General features: G+C 49.2%; 12 protein-coding genes and 5 tRNA genes. 2 read left to right on the top strand and 15 right to left on the bottom strand.

Going from position 1 to position 14,752, the window contains the following annotated elements; genetic code table 11:
• Positions 1-40: 40 nt before the first annotated feature.
• The 5 genes from tuf to lgt all read right to left on the bottom strand — a co-directional run bounded on the left by tuf (position 41) and on the right by lgt (position 2,501).
• Positions 41-1,231, bottom strand: a complete 1,191-nt coding sequence (gene tuf, locus K4H25_RS16455) for an elongation factor Tu (protein WP_173532462.1) — start codon at positions 1,229-1,231, stop codon at positions 41-43.
• Between the two features lie 50 nt (positions 1,232-1,281).
• Positions 1,282-1,356: transfer RNA gene (locus K4H25_RS16460), tRNA-Thr, on the bottom strand.
• Between the two features lie 7 nt (positions 1,357-1,363).
• Positions 1,364-1,437 (bottom strand) — tRNA-Gly (locus tag K4H25_RS16465).
• 51 nt (positions 1,438-1,488) lie between these two features.
• Positions 1,489-1,574 (bottom strand) — tRNA-Tyr (locus K4H25_RS16470).
• Between the two features lie 126 nt (positions 1,575-1,700).
• On the bottom strand, positions 1,701-2,501 hold the full coding sequence (lgt, locus tag K4H25_RS16475) for a prolipoprotein diacylglyceryl transferase (protein WP_221021427.1): 801 nt from the start codon (positions 2,499-2,501) through the stop codon (positions 1,701-1,703).
• Between the two features lie 182 nt (positions 2,502-2,683).
• Here lgt and ilvD point away from each other — a divergent pair, with 182 nt between their 5' ends.
• Entirely contained in the window at positions 2,684-4,594 is a 1,911-nt protein-coding gene (gene ilvD, locus K4H25_RS16480) for a dihydroxy-acid dehydratase (protein WP_221021428.1), read from the top strand.
• A 172-nt stretch (positions 4,595-4,766) separates the two neighbouring features.
• Here ilvD and K4H25_RS16485 read toward each other — a convergent pair.
• Both K4H25_RS16485 and K4H25_RS16490 read right to left on the bottom strand, forming a co-directional pair.
• Positions 4,767-4,842 (bottom strand) — tRNA-Phe (locus K4H25_RS16485).
• Positions 4,843-4,899: 57 nt separating this feature from the next.
• A tRNA-Phe gene (locus K4H25_RS16490) sits at positions 4,900-4,975 on the bottom strand.
• A gap of 213 nt (positions 4,976-5,188) precedes the next feature.
• On the opposite strand from K4H25_RS16490, the gene K4H25_RS16495 reads away from it, so the two are divergent.
• Positions 5,189-5,677 (top strand): DUF456 domain-containing protein, encoded by a 489-nt coding sequence (locus K4H25_RS16495; protein WP_255587801.1) that lies wholly within the window; start codon positions 5,189-5,191, stop codon positions 5,675-5,677.
• A gap of 108 nt (positions 5,678-5,785) precedes the next feature.
• Here the strand turns inward: K4H25_RS16495 and corA are convergent, their stop codons facing one another.
• The 8 genes from corA to K4H25_RS16535 all read right to left on the bottom strand — a co-directional run bounded on the left by corA (position 5,786) and on the right by K4H25_RS16535 (position 14,721).
• Positions 5,786-6,892: a magnesium/cobalt transporter CorA gene (gene corA, locus K4H25_RS16500; RefSeq protein ID WP_221021430.1), complete on the bottom strand. Its 1,107-nt coding sequence runs from the start codon at positions 6,890-6,892 to the stop codon at positions 5,786-5,788.
• Positions 6,841-8,334, bottom strand: a complete 1,494-nt coding sequence (locus K4H25_RS16505; RefSeq protein ID WP_221021431.1) for a Ppx/GppA phosphatase family protein — start codon at positions 8,332-8,334, stop codon at positions 6,841-6,843. The genes corA and K4H25_RS16505 overlap by 52 nt, the downstream gene beginning before the upstream one ends.
• 162 nt (positions 8,335-8,496) lie before the next feature.
• Positions 8,497-9,198: a phosphate signaling complex protein PhoU gene (phoU, locus tag K4H25_RS16510; RefSeq protein ID WP_221021432.1), complete on the bottom strand. Its 702-nt coding sequence runs from the start codon at positions 9,196-9,198 to the stop codon at positions 8,497-8,499.
• Positions 9,199-9,303: 105 nt separating this feature from the next.
• Complete coding sequence (gene rpiA, locus K4H25_RS16515) at positions 9,304-9,960, bottom strand: ribose-5-phosphate isomerase RpiA (RefSeq protein ID WP_221021433.1); 657 nt, start codon at positions 9,958-9,960, stop codon at positions 9,304-9,306.
• Positions 9,961-10,143: 183 nt separating this feature from the next.
• Entirely contained in the window at positions 10,144-10,743 is a 600-nt protein-coding gene (locus K4H25_RS16520) for a MarC family protein (protein ID WP_182075722.1), read from the bottom strand.
• Positions 10,744-10,881: 138 nt separating this feature from the next.
• Complete coding sequence (locus K4H25_RS16525) at positions 10,882-11,940, bottom strand: hypothetical protein (protein WP_221021434.1); 1,059 nt, start codon at positions 11,938-11,940, stop codon at positions 10,882-10,884.
• Positions 11,937-13,217, bottom strand: coding sequence for a tetratricopeptide repeat-containing diguanylate cyclase (locus K4H25_RS16530; RefSeq protein ID WP_221021435.1), 1,281 nt, complete (start codon positions 13,215-13,217; stop codon positions 11,937-11,939). The genes K4H25_RS16525 and K4H25_RS16530 overlap by 4 nt, the downstream gene beginning before the upstream one ends.
• A 91-nt stretch (positions 13,218-13,308) precedes the next feature.
• Positions 13,309-14,721, bottom strand: coding sequence for an FAD-dependent oxidoreductase (locus K4H25_RS16535; RefSeq protein ID WP_221021436.1), 1,413 nt, complete (start codon positions 14,719-14,721; stop codon positions 13,309-13,311).
• Positions 14,722-14,752 lie beyond the last annotated feature (31 nt).

A 14,752-nucleotide genomic window follows, 5' to 3' on the forward strand; every position in this document is an offset into this window, starting at 1 on the left:
GGGCATAACTATAACAACGTTAAACCCTTTTTGCAACCTTTTATTGAACTACTGTTGCAACAACACCAGCACCTACAGTACGACCACCTTCGCGAATCGCGAAACGCAAACCTTGCTCCATCGCTACTGGGCAGATCAAGGTTACAGTGATCGATACGTTATCACCAGGCATTACCATTTCTGTACCTTCTGGCAATTCAATCGCGCCAGTTACGTCAGTAGTACGGAAGTAGAACTGTGGACGGTAGTTACTAAAGAATGGTGTATGACGACCACCTTCATCTTTAGACAACACATAGATCTCAGCAGTAAACTTAGTGTGCGGAGTGATCGAACCTGGTTTTGCCAAAACTTGACCACGCTGAACATCTTCACGCTTAGTACCACGAAGCAAGGCACCGATATTGTCACCCGCTTGACCTTGGTCAAGCAATTTACGGAACATCTCAACACCAGTACAAGTCGTCTTAACTGTTGGCACAATACCAACGATCTCGATCTCTTCACCTACCTTAACAATACCACGCTCAACACGACCAGTCACAACAGTACCGCGACCAGAAATAGAGAATACATCTTCAACTGGCATCAAGAACGTACCGTCAATTGCACGCTCTGGCTCAGGAATGTAGCTATCCAAAGCATCTGCCAAACGGAAGATTGCTGGCTCGCCGTATTCTGATTGATTACCTTCAAGCGCCAAACGAGCTGAACCGGTAATTACTGGGGTATCATCACCAGGGAAATCGTATTTAGACAACAAATCACGAATTTCCATTTCAACCAATTCAAGCAACTCAGCATCATCAACCAAGTCAGCTTTGTTCATGAAAACAATAATGTACGGAACACCAACTTGACGAGACAACAAGATGTGCTCGCGAGTTTGTGGCATAGGACCGTCAGCTGCAGAAACAACCAATACCGCACCATCCATCTGCGCAGCACCGGTAATCATGTTTTTCACATAATCCGCGTGACCTGGGCAGTCAACGTGAGCGTAGTGACGTTTTTCAGTCTCGTACTCAACGTGAGCAGTATTAATAGTAATACCACGTGCTTTTTCTTCTGGTGCAGAGTCGATTGACGCGTAATCTTTAGCAATACCGCCGAATTTTTTCGACAGAATTGTAGTAATTGCAGCTGTCAGCGTTGTTTTACCATGATCCACGTGACCGATTGTACCGACGTTAACGTGCGGCTTAGTCCGTGTAAACTTTTCCTTAGCCATCGCTTATTCCTTTTCGAGATCTTGAAATAAATTAATAACTGACAATTGACTGGAGCCGATGATGAGAATTGAACTCATGGCCTCTCCCTTACCAAGGGAGTGCTCTACCCCTGAGCTACATCGGCAATAAACTGGAGCGGGTGAAGGGAATCGAACCCTCGTCGTAAGCTTGGAAGGCTTCTGCTCTACCATTGAGCTACACCCGCATACTTGATAACTGATTCGTTCTCTAAACTTTATTCAAGCTCTTTTATAAATGGTGGCGGGGGAAGGATTCGAACCTTCGAAGGCTGAGCCGCCGGATTTACAGTCCGGACCCGTTGACCGCTGGGGTAACCCCGCCACTAAGAGAGCCCGCATTATGACTACAGGCCCTCAAGTCGTCAAACATTTTTGACAAAAAAAATTGTACAAACCACAAAAAATCGACTAAGGGACTAATTTAATTAAGAAAATAGCCCTTACTTCTTCAAAGCATTTTGTTTCGTCGCGTTGCCCACACATACAAAATCGCACCAGCCACAATCATCGGCAAGCACAGCAACTGCCCCATACTTAAATTCATCGCCAATAAACCCAAGAAATCATCCGGCTGACGTGCATATTCCGCAACAAAACGGAACACACCATACCCCATCAAAAATAGTGCCGATGTTTGACCAACAGCGCGAGGCTTGGCCGAGAAACGCCACAACACAATAAACAACAACACACCTTCTAAAGCAAATTGATATAGCTGCGACGGATGACGTGGCAAACCATCGTGCGCCTGTGGAAAAATCATCGCCAATGGCATCGTGGCATCAGTAACACGACCCCACAACTCACCATTAATAAAGTTACCAATCCGCCCAGCTGCCAAACCCAAAGGAACCAATGGCGCAATAAAGTCAGTTACCTGGAAAAAACTTCGGTTTGTTTTACGCCCAAACAGCGCCATAGCAACCAACACACCCAAAAAGCCGCCATGAAATGCCATCCCGCCTTCCCAAACTTTGAGGACATCCAATGGATTGGCCAGATAAAATGCTGGCTTATAAAACAAGACATAACCCAGACGCCCACCCAAAATCACCCCGAGCACGCCATAAAACAATAAATCATCCATTTCCGCTGTTTGCCAGCCCGGCGGATTGCCGCGTCGAATCCGCCAACGCCCCAACATCACAAACAACACAAAGCCGATCAGATACATTAAACCGTACCAGTGAACGCCAAATGAGCCGTAAATATAAATCGCCACCGGATCAAACTGCGGATGAACAAACATAATAAATTTTCGCCTTAACGCCAGGAAAGTAGCCGCCGATTATACCGCCTCACCAACAACTTCAATCACCTTTTCACACCACATTCAATCTCTCAGAGCAAAGCCCCCTACTTCGAAAACCTAGGCTGGCTTTTTTTCGATACAATCGGCCACGTGTTTTGAATTTTGCCCAAGGAATCGACATGCCCACTTACCGTTCTCGCACCACCACCCACGGCCGCAACATGGCCGGCGCCCGCGCTCTTTGGCGCGCCACAGGCATGAAAGACGGCGATTTTGACAAGCCGATCATCGCCGTCTGCAATTCATTTACGCAATTTGTTCCGGGCCACGTGCATTTACACAACCTCGGCCAATTGGTCGCACGCGAAATCGAAAAAGCCGGTGGCGTCGCTAAAGAATTCAACACCATTGCCGTTGACGACGGCATCGCCATGGGACACGGCGGCATGCTGTATAGCCTGCCAAGTCGCGATTTAATTGCCGACTCAGTCGAATACATGGTCAACGCCCATTGCGCCGATGCGATTGTCTGCATTTCCAACTGCGATAAAATCACCCCTGGCATGTTAATGGCCTCTTTGCGCCTCAATATCCCGGTGATTTTCGTTTCTGGCGGCCCAATGGAAGCGGGCAAGGTCAACTGGAACGGTGAAGTTCGCAAACTCGACCTCGTTGATGCGATGGTTGAAGCCGCAGACGACAAAGTCAGCGACGAACAAGTGGCCGAAATCGAGCGCAGCGCCTGCCCAACCTGTGGCTCTTGCTCAGGCATGTTTACCGCCAATTCGATGAACTGCCTCACCGAAGCACTCGGCCTATCACTACCGGGCAATGGCTCAATGCTCGCCACGCACGGCGACCGCAAACAATTATTCCTACAAGCCGGGCGCACCATTGTTGAGCTTGCCAAGCGCTATTACGAACAAGATGACCAATCCGTATTGCCACGCAATATTGCAACCTTTAAAGCTTTTGAAAACGCAATTGCACTCGATATCGCCATGGGCGGCTCAACCAATACCGTACTGCACTTACTCGCCGCAGCGAATGAGGCTGGCGTTGACTTCAAAATGGCCGACATCGACCGCATGAGCCGCAAAGTACCGTGCCTTGCTAAAGTTGCCCCAGCAACGCAAAAATATCATATGGAAGACGTGCATCGCGCCGGTGGCGTGATTGGCATTTTGGCCGAACTTGACCGTGCCGGACTCATCCATCGCGACGTGCCAACAGTTCACGCCAAAACCATGGGCGAAGGACTCGACCAATGGGATATCGTTAAAAACTCACCCGACAGCCTTGCTCACTTGATGTACCGCGCAGCACCGGGCGGCGTTGCCACCACGATCGCCTTCAGCCAAAGCATGCGCTGGCCTGAACTAGACCTAGATCGCGCCAACGGCTGCATCCGCAACAAAGAAAACGCCTACTCGCAAGACGGCGGCATTGCTGTGCTATACGGCAATATCGCCGAACGCGGCTGCATCGTAAAGACCGCTGGCGTGGACGAAAGCATGTTTGAAGTCGATCAACTGCGCTACACCACCAGCGTACCGACATCGACCATTCGTATCTTCAAAGGCCCAGCCCGCGTTTACGAAAGCCAAGACGATGCTGTTGCCGGCATTCTGAACGACGAAGTGAAAGCTGGCGAAGTCGTAGTGATTCGTTACGAAGGGCCGAAAGGCGGCCCCGGCATGCAAGAGATGCTCTACCCAACGTCTTACCTCAAATCAAAAGGGCTAGGCAAATACTGCGCCCTATTGACTGACGGTCGTTTCTCTGGCGGCACATCGGGCCTATCGATTGGTCACGCCAGCCCTGAAGCCGCCGAAGGCGGTACGATCGGCCTAGTTGAACAAGGCGACATCATCGAAATCGATATCGCTACCCGCCGCATCCAATTAATGGTCAGCGACGAAGAACTTGCTCAACGTCGCGCAGCAATGAACGCACGCGGCAAAGATGCTTGGAAACCTGTTAGCCGCGAACGCTACGTGAGCGCAGCGTTACGCGCCTACGCGGCAATGACCACCAGCGCCGACACTGGCGCAGTGCGTGATGTTAGCCAAGTTGAGCGCCAAAACTAAATCGTTTACGGTTTAAATGACAAAAAGGCAGCTGACGCTGCCTTTTTTATTACCTACTGTATTGGCCCGCACGACTTACGCAGCAAGAGCTGGCTAAATATAGCCCGGAAAAACAAAAAACCCGCTCAGCTTGCGCTAGCGGGTTTTTGCTTCGGACTGAATACCGAAATACTGGTGGCTCGTCTCGGAATCGAACCAAGGACACGCGGATTTTCAATCCGCTGCTCTACCAACTGAGCTAACGAGCCATGCTTAACTAAGCATTTGAAAAAGGGCCTAGCTTACAGCTAAACCCTTGAATTCCTTGGTGGCTCGTCTCGGAATCGAACCAAGGACACGCGGATTTTCAATCCGCTGCTCTACCAACTGAGCTAACGAGCCACTCGAAACACTACTTCGTTTCGAAGAGCCGCAATTAAACACCAACACGTGCCTTACGTCAACTCCTTTCACGCTTTTCTATAGACCAAAGGAGACGATATTCAATAAATGACTGTTTTATTGCGATATTATTTTTCACGCGCTGAGCATCTTTTTAGCATTGACGTAGTCCAACCCACATTAAAAATAATTGATTCCCCTTGGAGCGCGATCTTGGAAACGTTTGAAATCATCAGCTACCTACTTGGCGCAGGCATGATTCTGGCTGGTTTAGCCGGCACCATTTTACCTTTGCTACCATCAACACCTTTAATTTTTGCCGGCATGTTACTCATCGCCTGGGGCAATCAATTTATTCATGTTGGCTGGCCGTCACTCAGCCTGTTATTGGTCATGATGATCGTCGCCAGCGTACTCGATTACATTGCCGGCGCAATGGGCGCTAAACGTGTTGGTGCGAGCCGCTACGCTGTCTGGGGGGCTTTAATTGGCTCGATTGTCGGTATGCTGGGCGGGATTGTTGGCTTAATTCTCGGGCCGTTTTTAGGCGCTGCTGCGGGTGAGTTTTATGCCAGAAAAGATCTGCTACACGCCGGTAAAGTCGGATTCGCCAGCGGTATCGGCATGTTAATTGGCGCGATTGCTAAAGTCGGGCTGGCCTTAGCCATGCTGGGGGTGTTTTTGCTGGCGTGGTGGATATAAATCCCCCACGACGGATTCAGACTTGAAATATCGGCCGTAGCCGCATGATTGGTGGGTATATCAACCAAGGTCTTTAATTTTAAAGTCTTCATAGATATACCCAAACAATCATACCCAACGTCGCAACCAAAAGAATAAACCCAAAAACACCGCAACGCAGCCCATCAAACCCAAGGCCGCATAGTAGCCATAGCTCCAGCGTAGCTCGGGCATGATGTCAAAATTCATGCCGTAGATACCGGCAATCAACGTTAGCGGCATAAAGATGGTGGTAATGACGGTGAGTAGCCGCATTTGTTCATTGAGTCGTTGCGACTGCAGTGAAAGATAGATTTCTTGCAGTCCGGAAATCATTTCGCGTAGCGCTTCAACGGTCTCAATCGATTGCACCGTATGGTCGTACACATCGCGTAAATACAGCTGAGTTTCACTATGAAAAAAATCAGCGTCATCTCGCTGCAGCACATTGAGCATTTCCCGCATCGGCCACAAACTGCGCTTTATTTGCTGCAAACTACGACGTAATGACTGCACTTCAACCATATGCTCGGGTTGGCTCTCATTATTAATCGCTTCGTCCAGCTCTTCGCAGCGCTCTCCCAATTGCTCAAGCACTAAGAAATAACGATCAACCAGTTTATCCAATAAGGCATAGGCCAAATAATCAGGCCCCAATTTACGAATTTGGGACTCACTATTTTTAAGCGTATCGCGAATCGCCGCAAAAGTGCCGCTGGGTTTTTCTTGAAAGGTCAACACAAAACCACGCCCGACAATTAAGCTCACTTGCTCACCAGAAACGCCGTCGGCATCCCAATTCATAAGTCGAGCGGTGATATACAAATAACCGGGATATTGCTCAACCTTGGGGCGCTGCTGGGTATTTAGAATGTCCTCTAAAACCAGCGGATGCAATTTAAACCGCTGACCAATTAATTTGAGGATTTCAATATTTTCTAAGCCATGTACGTTCAGCCACAAGGTATTAAACGTTGGCTGAAAAGCTCGACCGACATCAACGTCGCTAAAACTAGTCGCAAGGTAATCGCTAGGCAAAGGACCAAATTCAATTAACGTCGCCAGCGTTGCCGCTGGCGCTTCACCGCCGACATACCGCAAAGTACCGGGATCTGCGCCCGCCTTCGCTGAATTTAAATGCGCTTTTATACGTTGGCGACGGCTCGAATCATTAGATTTACGCCCATGTTTTGCCATGCAGTGATTTCCTCATTTAAGGCATACATCGTGAGTGGATGCGCCTCTAACCACGCAGCATCTAATTCTAAGCAATAGCCGCCAGCACAATGCGAGAGCAAACCCAATGGCGGCGCCTCATCCAGACGAGCACGATAAAACAACACCGCCATGCGTAAGCACAAAATGGCATCCCACTCAGCAGGCTGAATCTCTTGATCGGCGAGTTTACTCAAACTACCGGCATGCGCCAGCACCAGCCGCGACAACCAGTTTTGTTCACGTTTAGAAAAACCCGGCATATCGGCATGCTGCAAAATATACGCTGAATGCTTATGGTAGCTAGCATGCGCAATCGAGCGCCCCACCTCGTGTAAACCCGCAGCCATCGTCAGATTTCTGGCCAGCACGACATCATCGCTTTGCGTTTCACCGCGCAGCACGTCAAATAATTGCGCCGCCAATTGCGATACTCGATACGCCTGCGGTCCATCAACATGGTAACGACGCTGAAAGAAATCGACCGTTCGATCCCGCACATCATATTGGGTTTGGCGTTGTACCAAGTCATACAGCACGCCATCACGCAGCGCGCCATATGTGATCGACATCCGCTCAATACCGAGCATATCAAAGGCCGCCTGCATAATCGCTAAGCCGCCGGGCAATACTGGGCGCCGATCATCGCGCAAACCATTTAATTGCAAATGATTGATATGACCAGCTGCAATCATTTTGCTACGCAAAGCGGCTAAACCATCACGAGTAATACCCAGTGGCGATAAATCGTTTAATTCTAAAATATCGGCTAATGAGCGCGCGGTGCCTGAAGTACCGATCGCTCTTTGCCACTCTCCCGAGTAAAACGTGGGCACCAAGGGCAAGAAAGCACCTCGCGCTGCGAGCTCAGCCGTTTCCATTCGCTCACGCGTAATGACGCCATCGGGAAAATAACGCGCACTCCAGCCAACACAACCGAGCTGAATGCTTTCGGTACTAAATGAGCGATACTGACTGCCGATAATCAACTCGGTTGATCCGCCGCCAATATCAATCACCAAGCGACGCTCACGCGTACTCGGCAAACTATGCGCAGCACCGATATAAATTAATCGCGCTTCTTCACGGCCAGCAATAATCTCAATAGGAAAACCCAAGGCCGCCTCGGCCTGAGGTAAAAAAGCAGCGCTATTTCTAGCGATACGAAAGGTATTGGTCGCAACGGCACGCACACATTGCGGCGGCAAACCGGCTAAACGCTCACCAAATCGCGCCAGTGCTGCGGTCATTTCATCAATAGCTTCAGCAGTCAAACAACCATGAGCATCTAAACCGGCGCCTAAACGAACCGTTTCTTTTAAAGAATCCAGCGGAAACAAAGCCCCTTCGACCACACGGGCGACTTGCAAGCGAAAACTGTTGGAGCCGAGATCCACAGCGGCAATGACAGAACAGTCGCCCATTCAGTAAAACTCCAGTAGGTAGCGGGTTTGCGGGCATAACAATACGTAAAAGTCATGTTTGTGGCAAACGCAAATCATAAAGGGCAGCCACAGCCGCCCTTTATTAGACACTACTTCCTTCAGACTAGGGCAATAAACCTCGACCTAATCTGATGCATCGGCTTACTGCAAAGCGACGCGATCAACTTCTTCTTGGGTTTTATGGCGAACATCTTGGCCTTTAACCAAGTAAATCACATGCTCGGCGACATTCACCCCCAAATCACCAATACGCTCAATAGCTTTGGCAATCCATAAGATATCCAAAATCAACGTAATCGAACGTGGATCTTCCATCATCACGGTAATCAATTGGCGATGCAGCGCTTGATATTCTTGATCGAGCTGCGCATCAGCACGAATCACTTCTGATGCACTCACCGCATCCATACGGGCAAATGAATCGAGTGCATTAGACAACATATCCAGCGCCAAATCGGCAATATGGTTGAGGTCATGAAAACGTGGCACTTGCAAACGGCCTGATTCATAAATGTTTTTTGCCCGTTTGCAAATTCGGTAGGCTTTGTCGCCAATGCGCTCCAAATCCTCAACTGACTTAATCACCGTCATCACCATCCGCAAATCAGTGGCTGCAGGCTGACGACGCGCAATCATATGCACGCACATATCATCAAGCTTGACGTGCATTTGATTCACTTGCGTTTCTTGCTCAATGACTTTATTAATAACTGCCACATCGCCCGAAGCCAAAGCTTGCATCGCCAAGCGAACTTGCTCTTCGACCAAACCGGCCATTCCCATCACTTGGGAGCGAATTGCCTCTAAATCGGCATCAAATTGCTTTGAAATATGTTCTGACATGACACAGCTTCTCCAGTGTATTAATCGGTGCAAAATACCAGCTTTTTATTACAGTACTGTTTCATCTGCCCGTGAGCGGCGAACTTTTCATCCGCCGCTGCGCTTTTATTTAATGGTTTTCACCCCGTTAGCCGTACCCAATAAGAGCACGTCAGCACGGCGATGGGCAAATAAACCGTTAGTCACAACGCCAACGATTTGATTAATTTGTGTTTCCAGCACTGTGGCCTGACTAATCGACAGACCATGCACATCAATAATGATATTACCGTTATCAGTCACTACACCTTCACGGTAAGCGGGATGTCCGCCCAATTTAACCAACTCACGCGCCACATACGAGCGCGCCATTGGGATCACTTCAACCGGCAACGGAAAACTACCCAAAACATCAACCAATTTGCTTTCATCGCAAATACAAATAAATTGCCCAGCAACCGCAGCAATGATTTTCTCGCGCGTCAACGCCGCACCACCGCCCTTAATCATTTGCAATTGATGATTAATTTCATCAGCACCATCAACATACACCGGCAAGTCATCAATGGTATTTAAATCAAATACCGGAATCCCGTGTGATTTTAAACGCGCAACGCTCGCCTCTGACGAAGACACCGCGCCTTTAATTTGGCCTTTGATTTCAGCTAAAGCATCAATAAAGTAATTGGCAGTCGAACCAGTACCAACGCCAACAATACAATTTTCAGGCACATAGGCGACTGCTGCACGGCCTACCGCTTCTTTCAATTCATTCTGTGTCATGGTTCAACTCCTGATTAGCCGCCATTAAAAATAACTACACCAAGGTATCTGCTAACGTTGTTTGTCTCGCAGTACAAACCCATCGTTATCAATCTGCTTATTCTAGCGCCGAACACCGGCGATGAGGCTTGTGACGCATCAAACACCACCTGATCGTCAGCGCAAAACGCCTAAATATCGTGATTAAAGCGACACTAAATACTGCCGAATGCCATCGAGTAACATTTGCACCGCAATCGCCGTCAAAATCAAACCCATTAAACGCTCGAATGCCGTCGTGACTTGCGCGCCGAGCACTTGGCTAATTTTTTCTGAAAACGCTAACGTCAGCGCGCAAATCAGCATCGTCAAGGCCAATGCCGCCACCCATACTTCAATTCGCTCTGGATCGCGCGAAACCAATAACAACACCGTGGCCAATGCCGATGGCCCTGCCAATAAAGGAATCGCCAACGGCACAATATACGGCTCGCCCTCGCTGGTGTCGCCAAAAACGCCATCGGGGTGAGGAAACACCATCCGCAGCGCAATTAAAAACAAAATCACGCCACCAGCAATGCCCAATGAGGTTTGCGACAAATGCATGACTTCAAGAAACTTTTGGCCAAACAACATAAAAGTCACCAGTACCACAAACGCGACACTGACTTCGCGAATAATCATTCGCCAGCGCCGCGCCTTCGGGACTTTTTTCATCATTGCGACAAACAAAGGAATGCCGCCCAAGGGATCAATCACCAAGAGCAGCAAAATAAAAGCGGAAAGAAAAGTTTGTGATTCCATAGCTTAGTGTACATCCAAACAAGCCAAATATTGATTCGGGAAAGCCATCAAATCCAAGTTGTTTTTCAGAAGTTTGAATGGGTATATTGCTGAAAAAATTATTCAATATGAACTACAACGCTATACCCAGTTTTTTGACTATGAGCTGATGGCGCAAGTTTGTAGGCATTTTTGTAGCTGCAATACTCGGCTTTGTGTTTCAAGCTGCATTATTTTTTTGCGATGCGTTGCGCTGATTTTTCGCTCAGGTAAAGATTGCTGTGCAAATAACTGCGCGTAAAAAGGCAGCGCTAACTCAGCTTGCTGCTGTGCCAGATAGCAATCAATTAAAGCCTTGCTACATCGAGTTTGCAGGCTCGATACCCCCGCCTGCTCCGCCAATTGTTGCGCTTGTAGTAAAATGCGCTCAGCCTCTGCTACTTGTAATTGCAGTAGGATCTCACCCAAACCGGTCAAGGCATGCGCCTTGCCCCACAGATTATCATTGGCGTAATGCAAATCGTATGCCGTCGCCAACTCAACCCTAGCCTGCTGCAACATCCCTTGCTGGGCATGAATCAAACCACGGTAATACACAATTTCTGCCGCCCAGACTTTATTGTGCAAAGGCAGCTCCATCAATCGTTCGGCGCGGGCGATCGCATCTAAAGCTTGAGCGTAACGCTGCAAACGATATTGATCACTCGCGACATACAGCAAGGCATCACACTCTAACAGCGGGTCGGCAATCGCCACCGCCATTTTGAGCGCCATTTCACTGCACCGCAGCGAGGCTTCATTATCGTTAAAACCAATATAAACCTGCCCAATACCTAAATAGACACGGACACATTGCCCTAGGTTTTGCGCGCCTTTGGCCTGCATTAAAGCTTTAGTCCATTGATCGAGTGCCAATAAAGGCTGATCATTTAATAAATAAGACGTCGCCAACAGCAGCAATGAATTGGTCGAACTACCTATCTGTCCAGCCTGCCGATAACTCTCAGCCGCCGCACTAAATGCCGCTTGCGCCGCATGATGCGCGCTAAAATGCTGCTGGGCATGCCCTAAAATATCCAATGCCATCCCGTGTAAACGTGGGTCAGCTTGGCTTTCAGCCACCCATTGCTGCGCTTGATCAGGCAAAGGCGGCGAACCACACTCGGCACAATTTAATACCGTCTCAAGTTGAGTTAATAACGCTAAACGCGCGGTCATACTGCCATCTCCCACACCACGGCACCGGCGCCATGGCGCATCGCCAAATACAAGGCCAAATCCGCACGTAATTGCAATACGTCAACGGTGTCGCCCTGCTGATAAATTGTGCCGCCCATACTCAAGGTGAGTGCCTCGGGTAAATCACTAAAATCCAATTGCGCGATCTGCTGTTGAATTTGCTCAATCAATGCATTGGCCAAGTCTGCCGAGCTAGCAGGCAACATCAATTTAAACACCAGCTGCCCACCCGCAATCAACTCCGCCCCTTCTGGTAGTGCGTCTTGCAAAACCTTGGCAATTCGCAGACTGCAATCATTACTTTTTGCTTCGCCCATCACTTCGCGCAAATAGGTCGACTGATCAACGCCACAATGCAATACACATAAAGACGGATGATCAATCGCCAGAGCCAGTAACATCGGCCAGCGCGCTTCCAAATACCGTAGATTATGTAAGCCCGTCACCGCATCACGATAAGTGGTGCTTTCCAGCAAACGCACCTGCTCATCTTGCTGAGCACTTTTGAGTCTGAGCAGATCAATTTCAATCTCACTGGTGGTTTGCTGTAGTTTGAATTCGACCTCGCGTAAGCGCCGTGGACGTGGTGGTTTTTTTTGTTGCGCTGAATGCAGCATCGCCGCCTGATAAAAATCGACCGCAGCCGTGTACTGCTGACAGGCTTGGCTCGCCTGCGCTAATTTAATCAGCAATGCGCCGCGCAAATCACTGGCGCCAGCATGCGCTAATGCCGAACTCGCTCGGCTGATCGCAGCAGGTAGGCCATCGGTTTGATTTATTTGTAGATACAGCGACAAAATCGACCAATGCAACATAAAGCTTTCGCAATCGTCGACCAATAAAACGGCTTGCTCAAATTGCGCCAAAGCCGCCGGCCATTGTTGCTGCAATTGATACAACCGAGCAGACTGCACTAGCAAAACGGCATCGTCTTGCAATACCGCCATTGCCAAGGCCTGTGCTTGCAACGGATAGGCCGCGGCTACTTGGCCCATTGCCCACAAATCAGCCGCCAACCCTAAATAGGCCGAACAATAGTGCGCCTCACCCTCAGCCAGAGAAAGCGCATGCTGATGTAAACTTAAAGCGCGTTCAAATTGCCCACTGTCATGCACGATGTCAGCGATTGCCAGCCAATACCCGGCTTCATTACTCTGCTCAGATTGAGCATGGGCCAGACCATCAAGAAAGTGTTGTAGTGCCTGATGAGACTGTCCTTGCTGCAGTAGAGTACGGCCCAAAACCAAAGAATCCATTACTTATCCAAACCTTAAGCGCGATACCGATCTAAACAGACAGAACATAAAAAAAGCCTCGCAAAGCGAGGCCTTTTTTATTTCAATAGCCTTACCAAGCGCCAATGTACTCCAAAATGCCTTCGGCTGCATTACGGCCTTCGTAGACTGCTCGTACCACCAGATCAGCACCACGCACTTGGTCGCCACCGGCAAAGATTTTCGGGTTGCTGGTTTGGTGTTTGAAGGTTTGCTTTTCAACCGCAATCGTACGTCCCCAGTCATCGGTTTTAACGCCTTGCGCGTCAAACCAGCTTTCTGGCTCAGCCGAGAAACCAAACGCCACCACGACGTGATCGCAGTTGACAACGCGCTCAGAACCGGCAATCAATTCAGGACGACGACGCCCCTTTTCATCTGGCGCGCCCAATTGCGTCGACACCAAAGTCAATGCCAAGCTGCCATCGGCGTTTTGTTCGATTTTCACCGGTTGGCTATTCCACTGGAATTGAACGCCTTCTTCTTTGGCGTTCGCCACTTCGCGTTTTGAGCCCGGCATGTTTTCTTCGTCGCGGCGATAAGCACAAATCACGCTGGCGGCGCCTTGACGAATCGAAGTGCGGTTGCAATCCATTGCGGTATCGCCACCACCGAGCACCACTACACGCTTACCAGCCATCGATACAAAGGCTTCATCACCTAAGGTACCCATGCTATTTCGCACGTTGTTGATCAAGAACGGCAAAGCTTCCATCACGCCTGGCAACTCTTCACCAGCAAAGCCGCCCTTCATGTATTTGTACGCGCCCATGCCCATAAATACCGCATCGTAATCAGCGAGCAAGGTTTCGATGCTCACATCTTTACCGATTTCAGTATTTAGGCGGAATTCAACGCCCATTTCTTCCATGATTTTACGGCGCGTCGCGATGACGTCTTTTTCCAGTTTGAATTCTGGAATACCAAACGTTAACAAACCGCCGATTTCTTCATAACGATCAAACACCACTGGGGCAACGCCGTTACGCACCAAAATATCAGCGCAGCCAAGGCCTGCAGGGCCTGCGCCAATAATCGCGACTTTTTTGTCGGTTTTGATCACGCCCGACATATCTGGACGCCAACCGGCTTTGAAGGCTTCGTCGGTAATGTATTTTTCGACCGAACCAATCGACACCGCGCCAGCTTCAACTTGATTGAGCGTACATGCACCTTCGCACAATCGATCTTGTGGGCAAACACGGCCACAGATTTCTGGTAATGAATTGGTTTTGTGGCTCAATTCAGCCGCTTCAAACAATTTACCTTCGTCGACCAATTGCAACCATTGCGGAATATGGTTGTGCACTGGGCACTCCCAAGAGCAATACGGATTGCCACAGCCAAGGCAACGACCGGCTTGTTCACCCGAGCTGGTTTTATCCAACGGCGTGTAGATTTCTTTGAATACAAATTTACGTTTCTCAACCGCGACTTTATCGCCAGGGTTGCGAGCAACATTCAGAAACTGAAATACATCTGACATGGTATTACCTCGGGGAGTAGTAAGTAGGGAT

The sequence above is a fragment of the Deefgea piscis genome, from assembly GCF_019665785.1.
In the GTDB taxonomy this organism is placed as follows: Bacteria; Pseudomonadota; Gammaproteobacteria; order Burkholderiales; family Chitinibacteraceae; genus Deefgea.

What these genes read in the sequence shown, in the direction of transcription:
- ilvD (WP_221021428.1), top strand. Translation starts at nt 2,684, where the DNA reads ATGCCCACTTACCGTTCTCGCACCACCACCCACGGCCGCAACATGGCC.
- K4H25_RS16525 (WP_221021434.1), bottom strand. Translation starts at nt 11,940, where the DNA reads ATGACCGCGCGTTTAGCGTTATTAACTCAACTTGAGACGGTATTAAAT.
- tuf (WP_173532462.1), bottom strand. Translation starts at nt 1,231, where the DNA reads ATGGCTAAGGAAAAGTTTACACGGACTAAGCCGCACGTTAACGTCGGT.
- K4H25_RS16535 (WP_221021436.1), bottom strand. Translation starts at nt 14,721, where the DNA reads ATGTCAGATGTATTTCAGTTTCTGAATGTTGCTCGCAACCCTGGCGAT.
- K4H25_RS16520 (WP_182075722.1), bottom strand. Translation starts at nt 10,743, where the DNA reads ATGGAATCACAAACTTTTCTTTCCGCTTTTATTTTGCTGCTCTTGGTG.
- K4H25_RS16505 (WP_221021431.1), bottom strand. Translation starts at nt 8,334, where the DNA reads ATGGGCGACTGTTCTGTCATTGCCGCTGTGGATCTCGGCTCCAACAGT.
- phoU (WP_221021432.1), bottom strand. Translation starts at nt 9,198, where the DNA reads ATGTCAGAACATATTTCAAAGCAATTTGATGCCGATTTAGAGGCAATT.
- K4H25_RS16530 (WP_221021435.1), bottom strand. Translation starts at nt 13,217, where the DNA reads ATGGATTCTTTGGTTTTGGGCCGTACTCTACTGCAGCAAGGACAGTCT.
- rpiA (WP_221021433.1), bottom strand. Translation starts at nt 9,960, where the DNA reads ATGACACAGAATGAATTGAAAGAAGCGGTAGGCCGTGCAGCAGTCGCC.
- corA (WP_221021430.1), bottom strand. Translation starts at nt 6,892, where the DNA reads ATGGCAAAACATGGGCGTAAATCTAATGATTCGAGCCGTCGCCAACGT.
- lgt (WP_221021427.1), bottom strand. Translation starts at nt 2,501, where the DNA reads ATGTTTGTTCATCCGCAGTTTGATCCGGTGGCGATTTATATTTACGGC.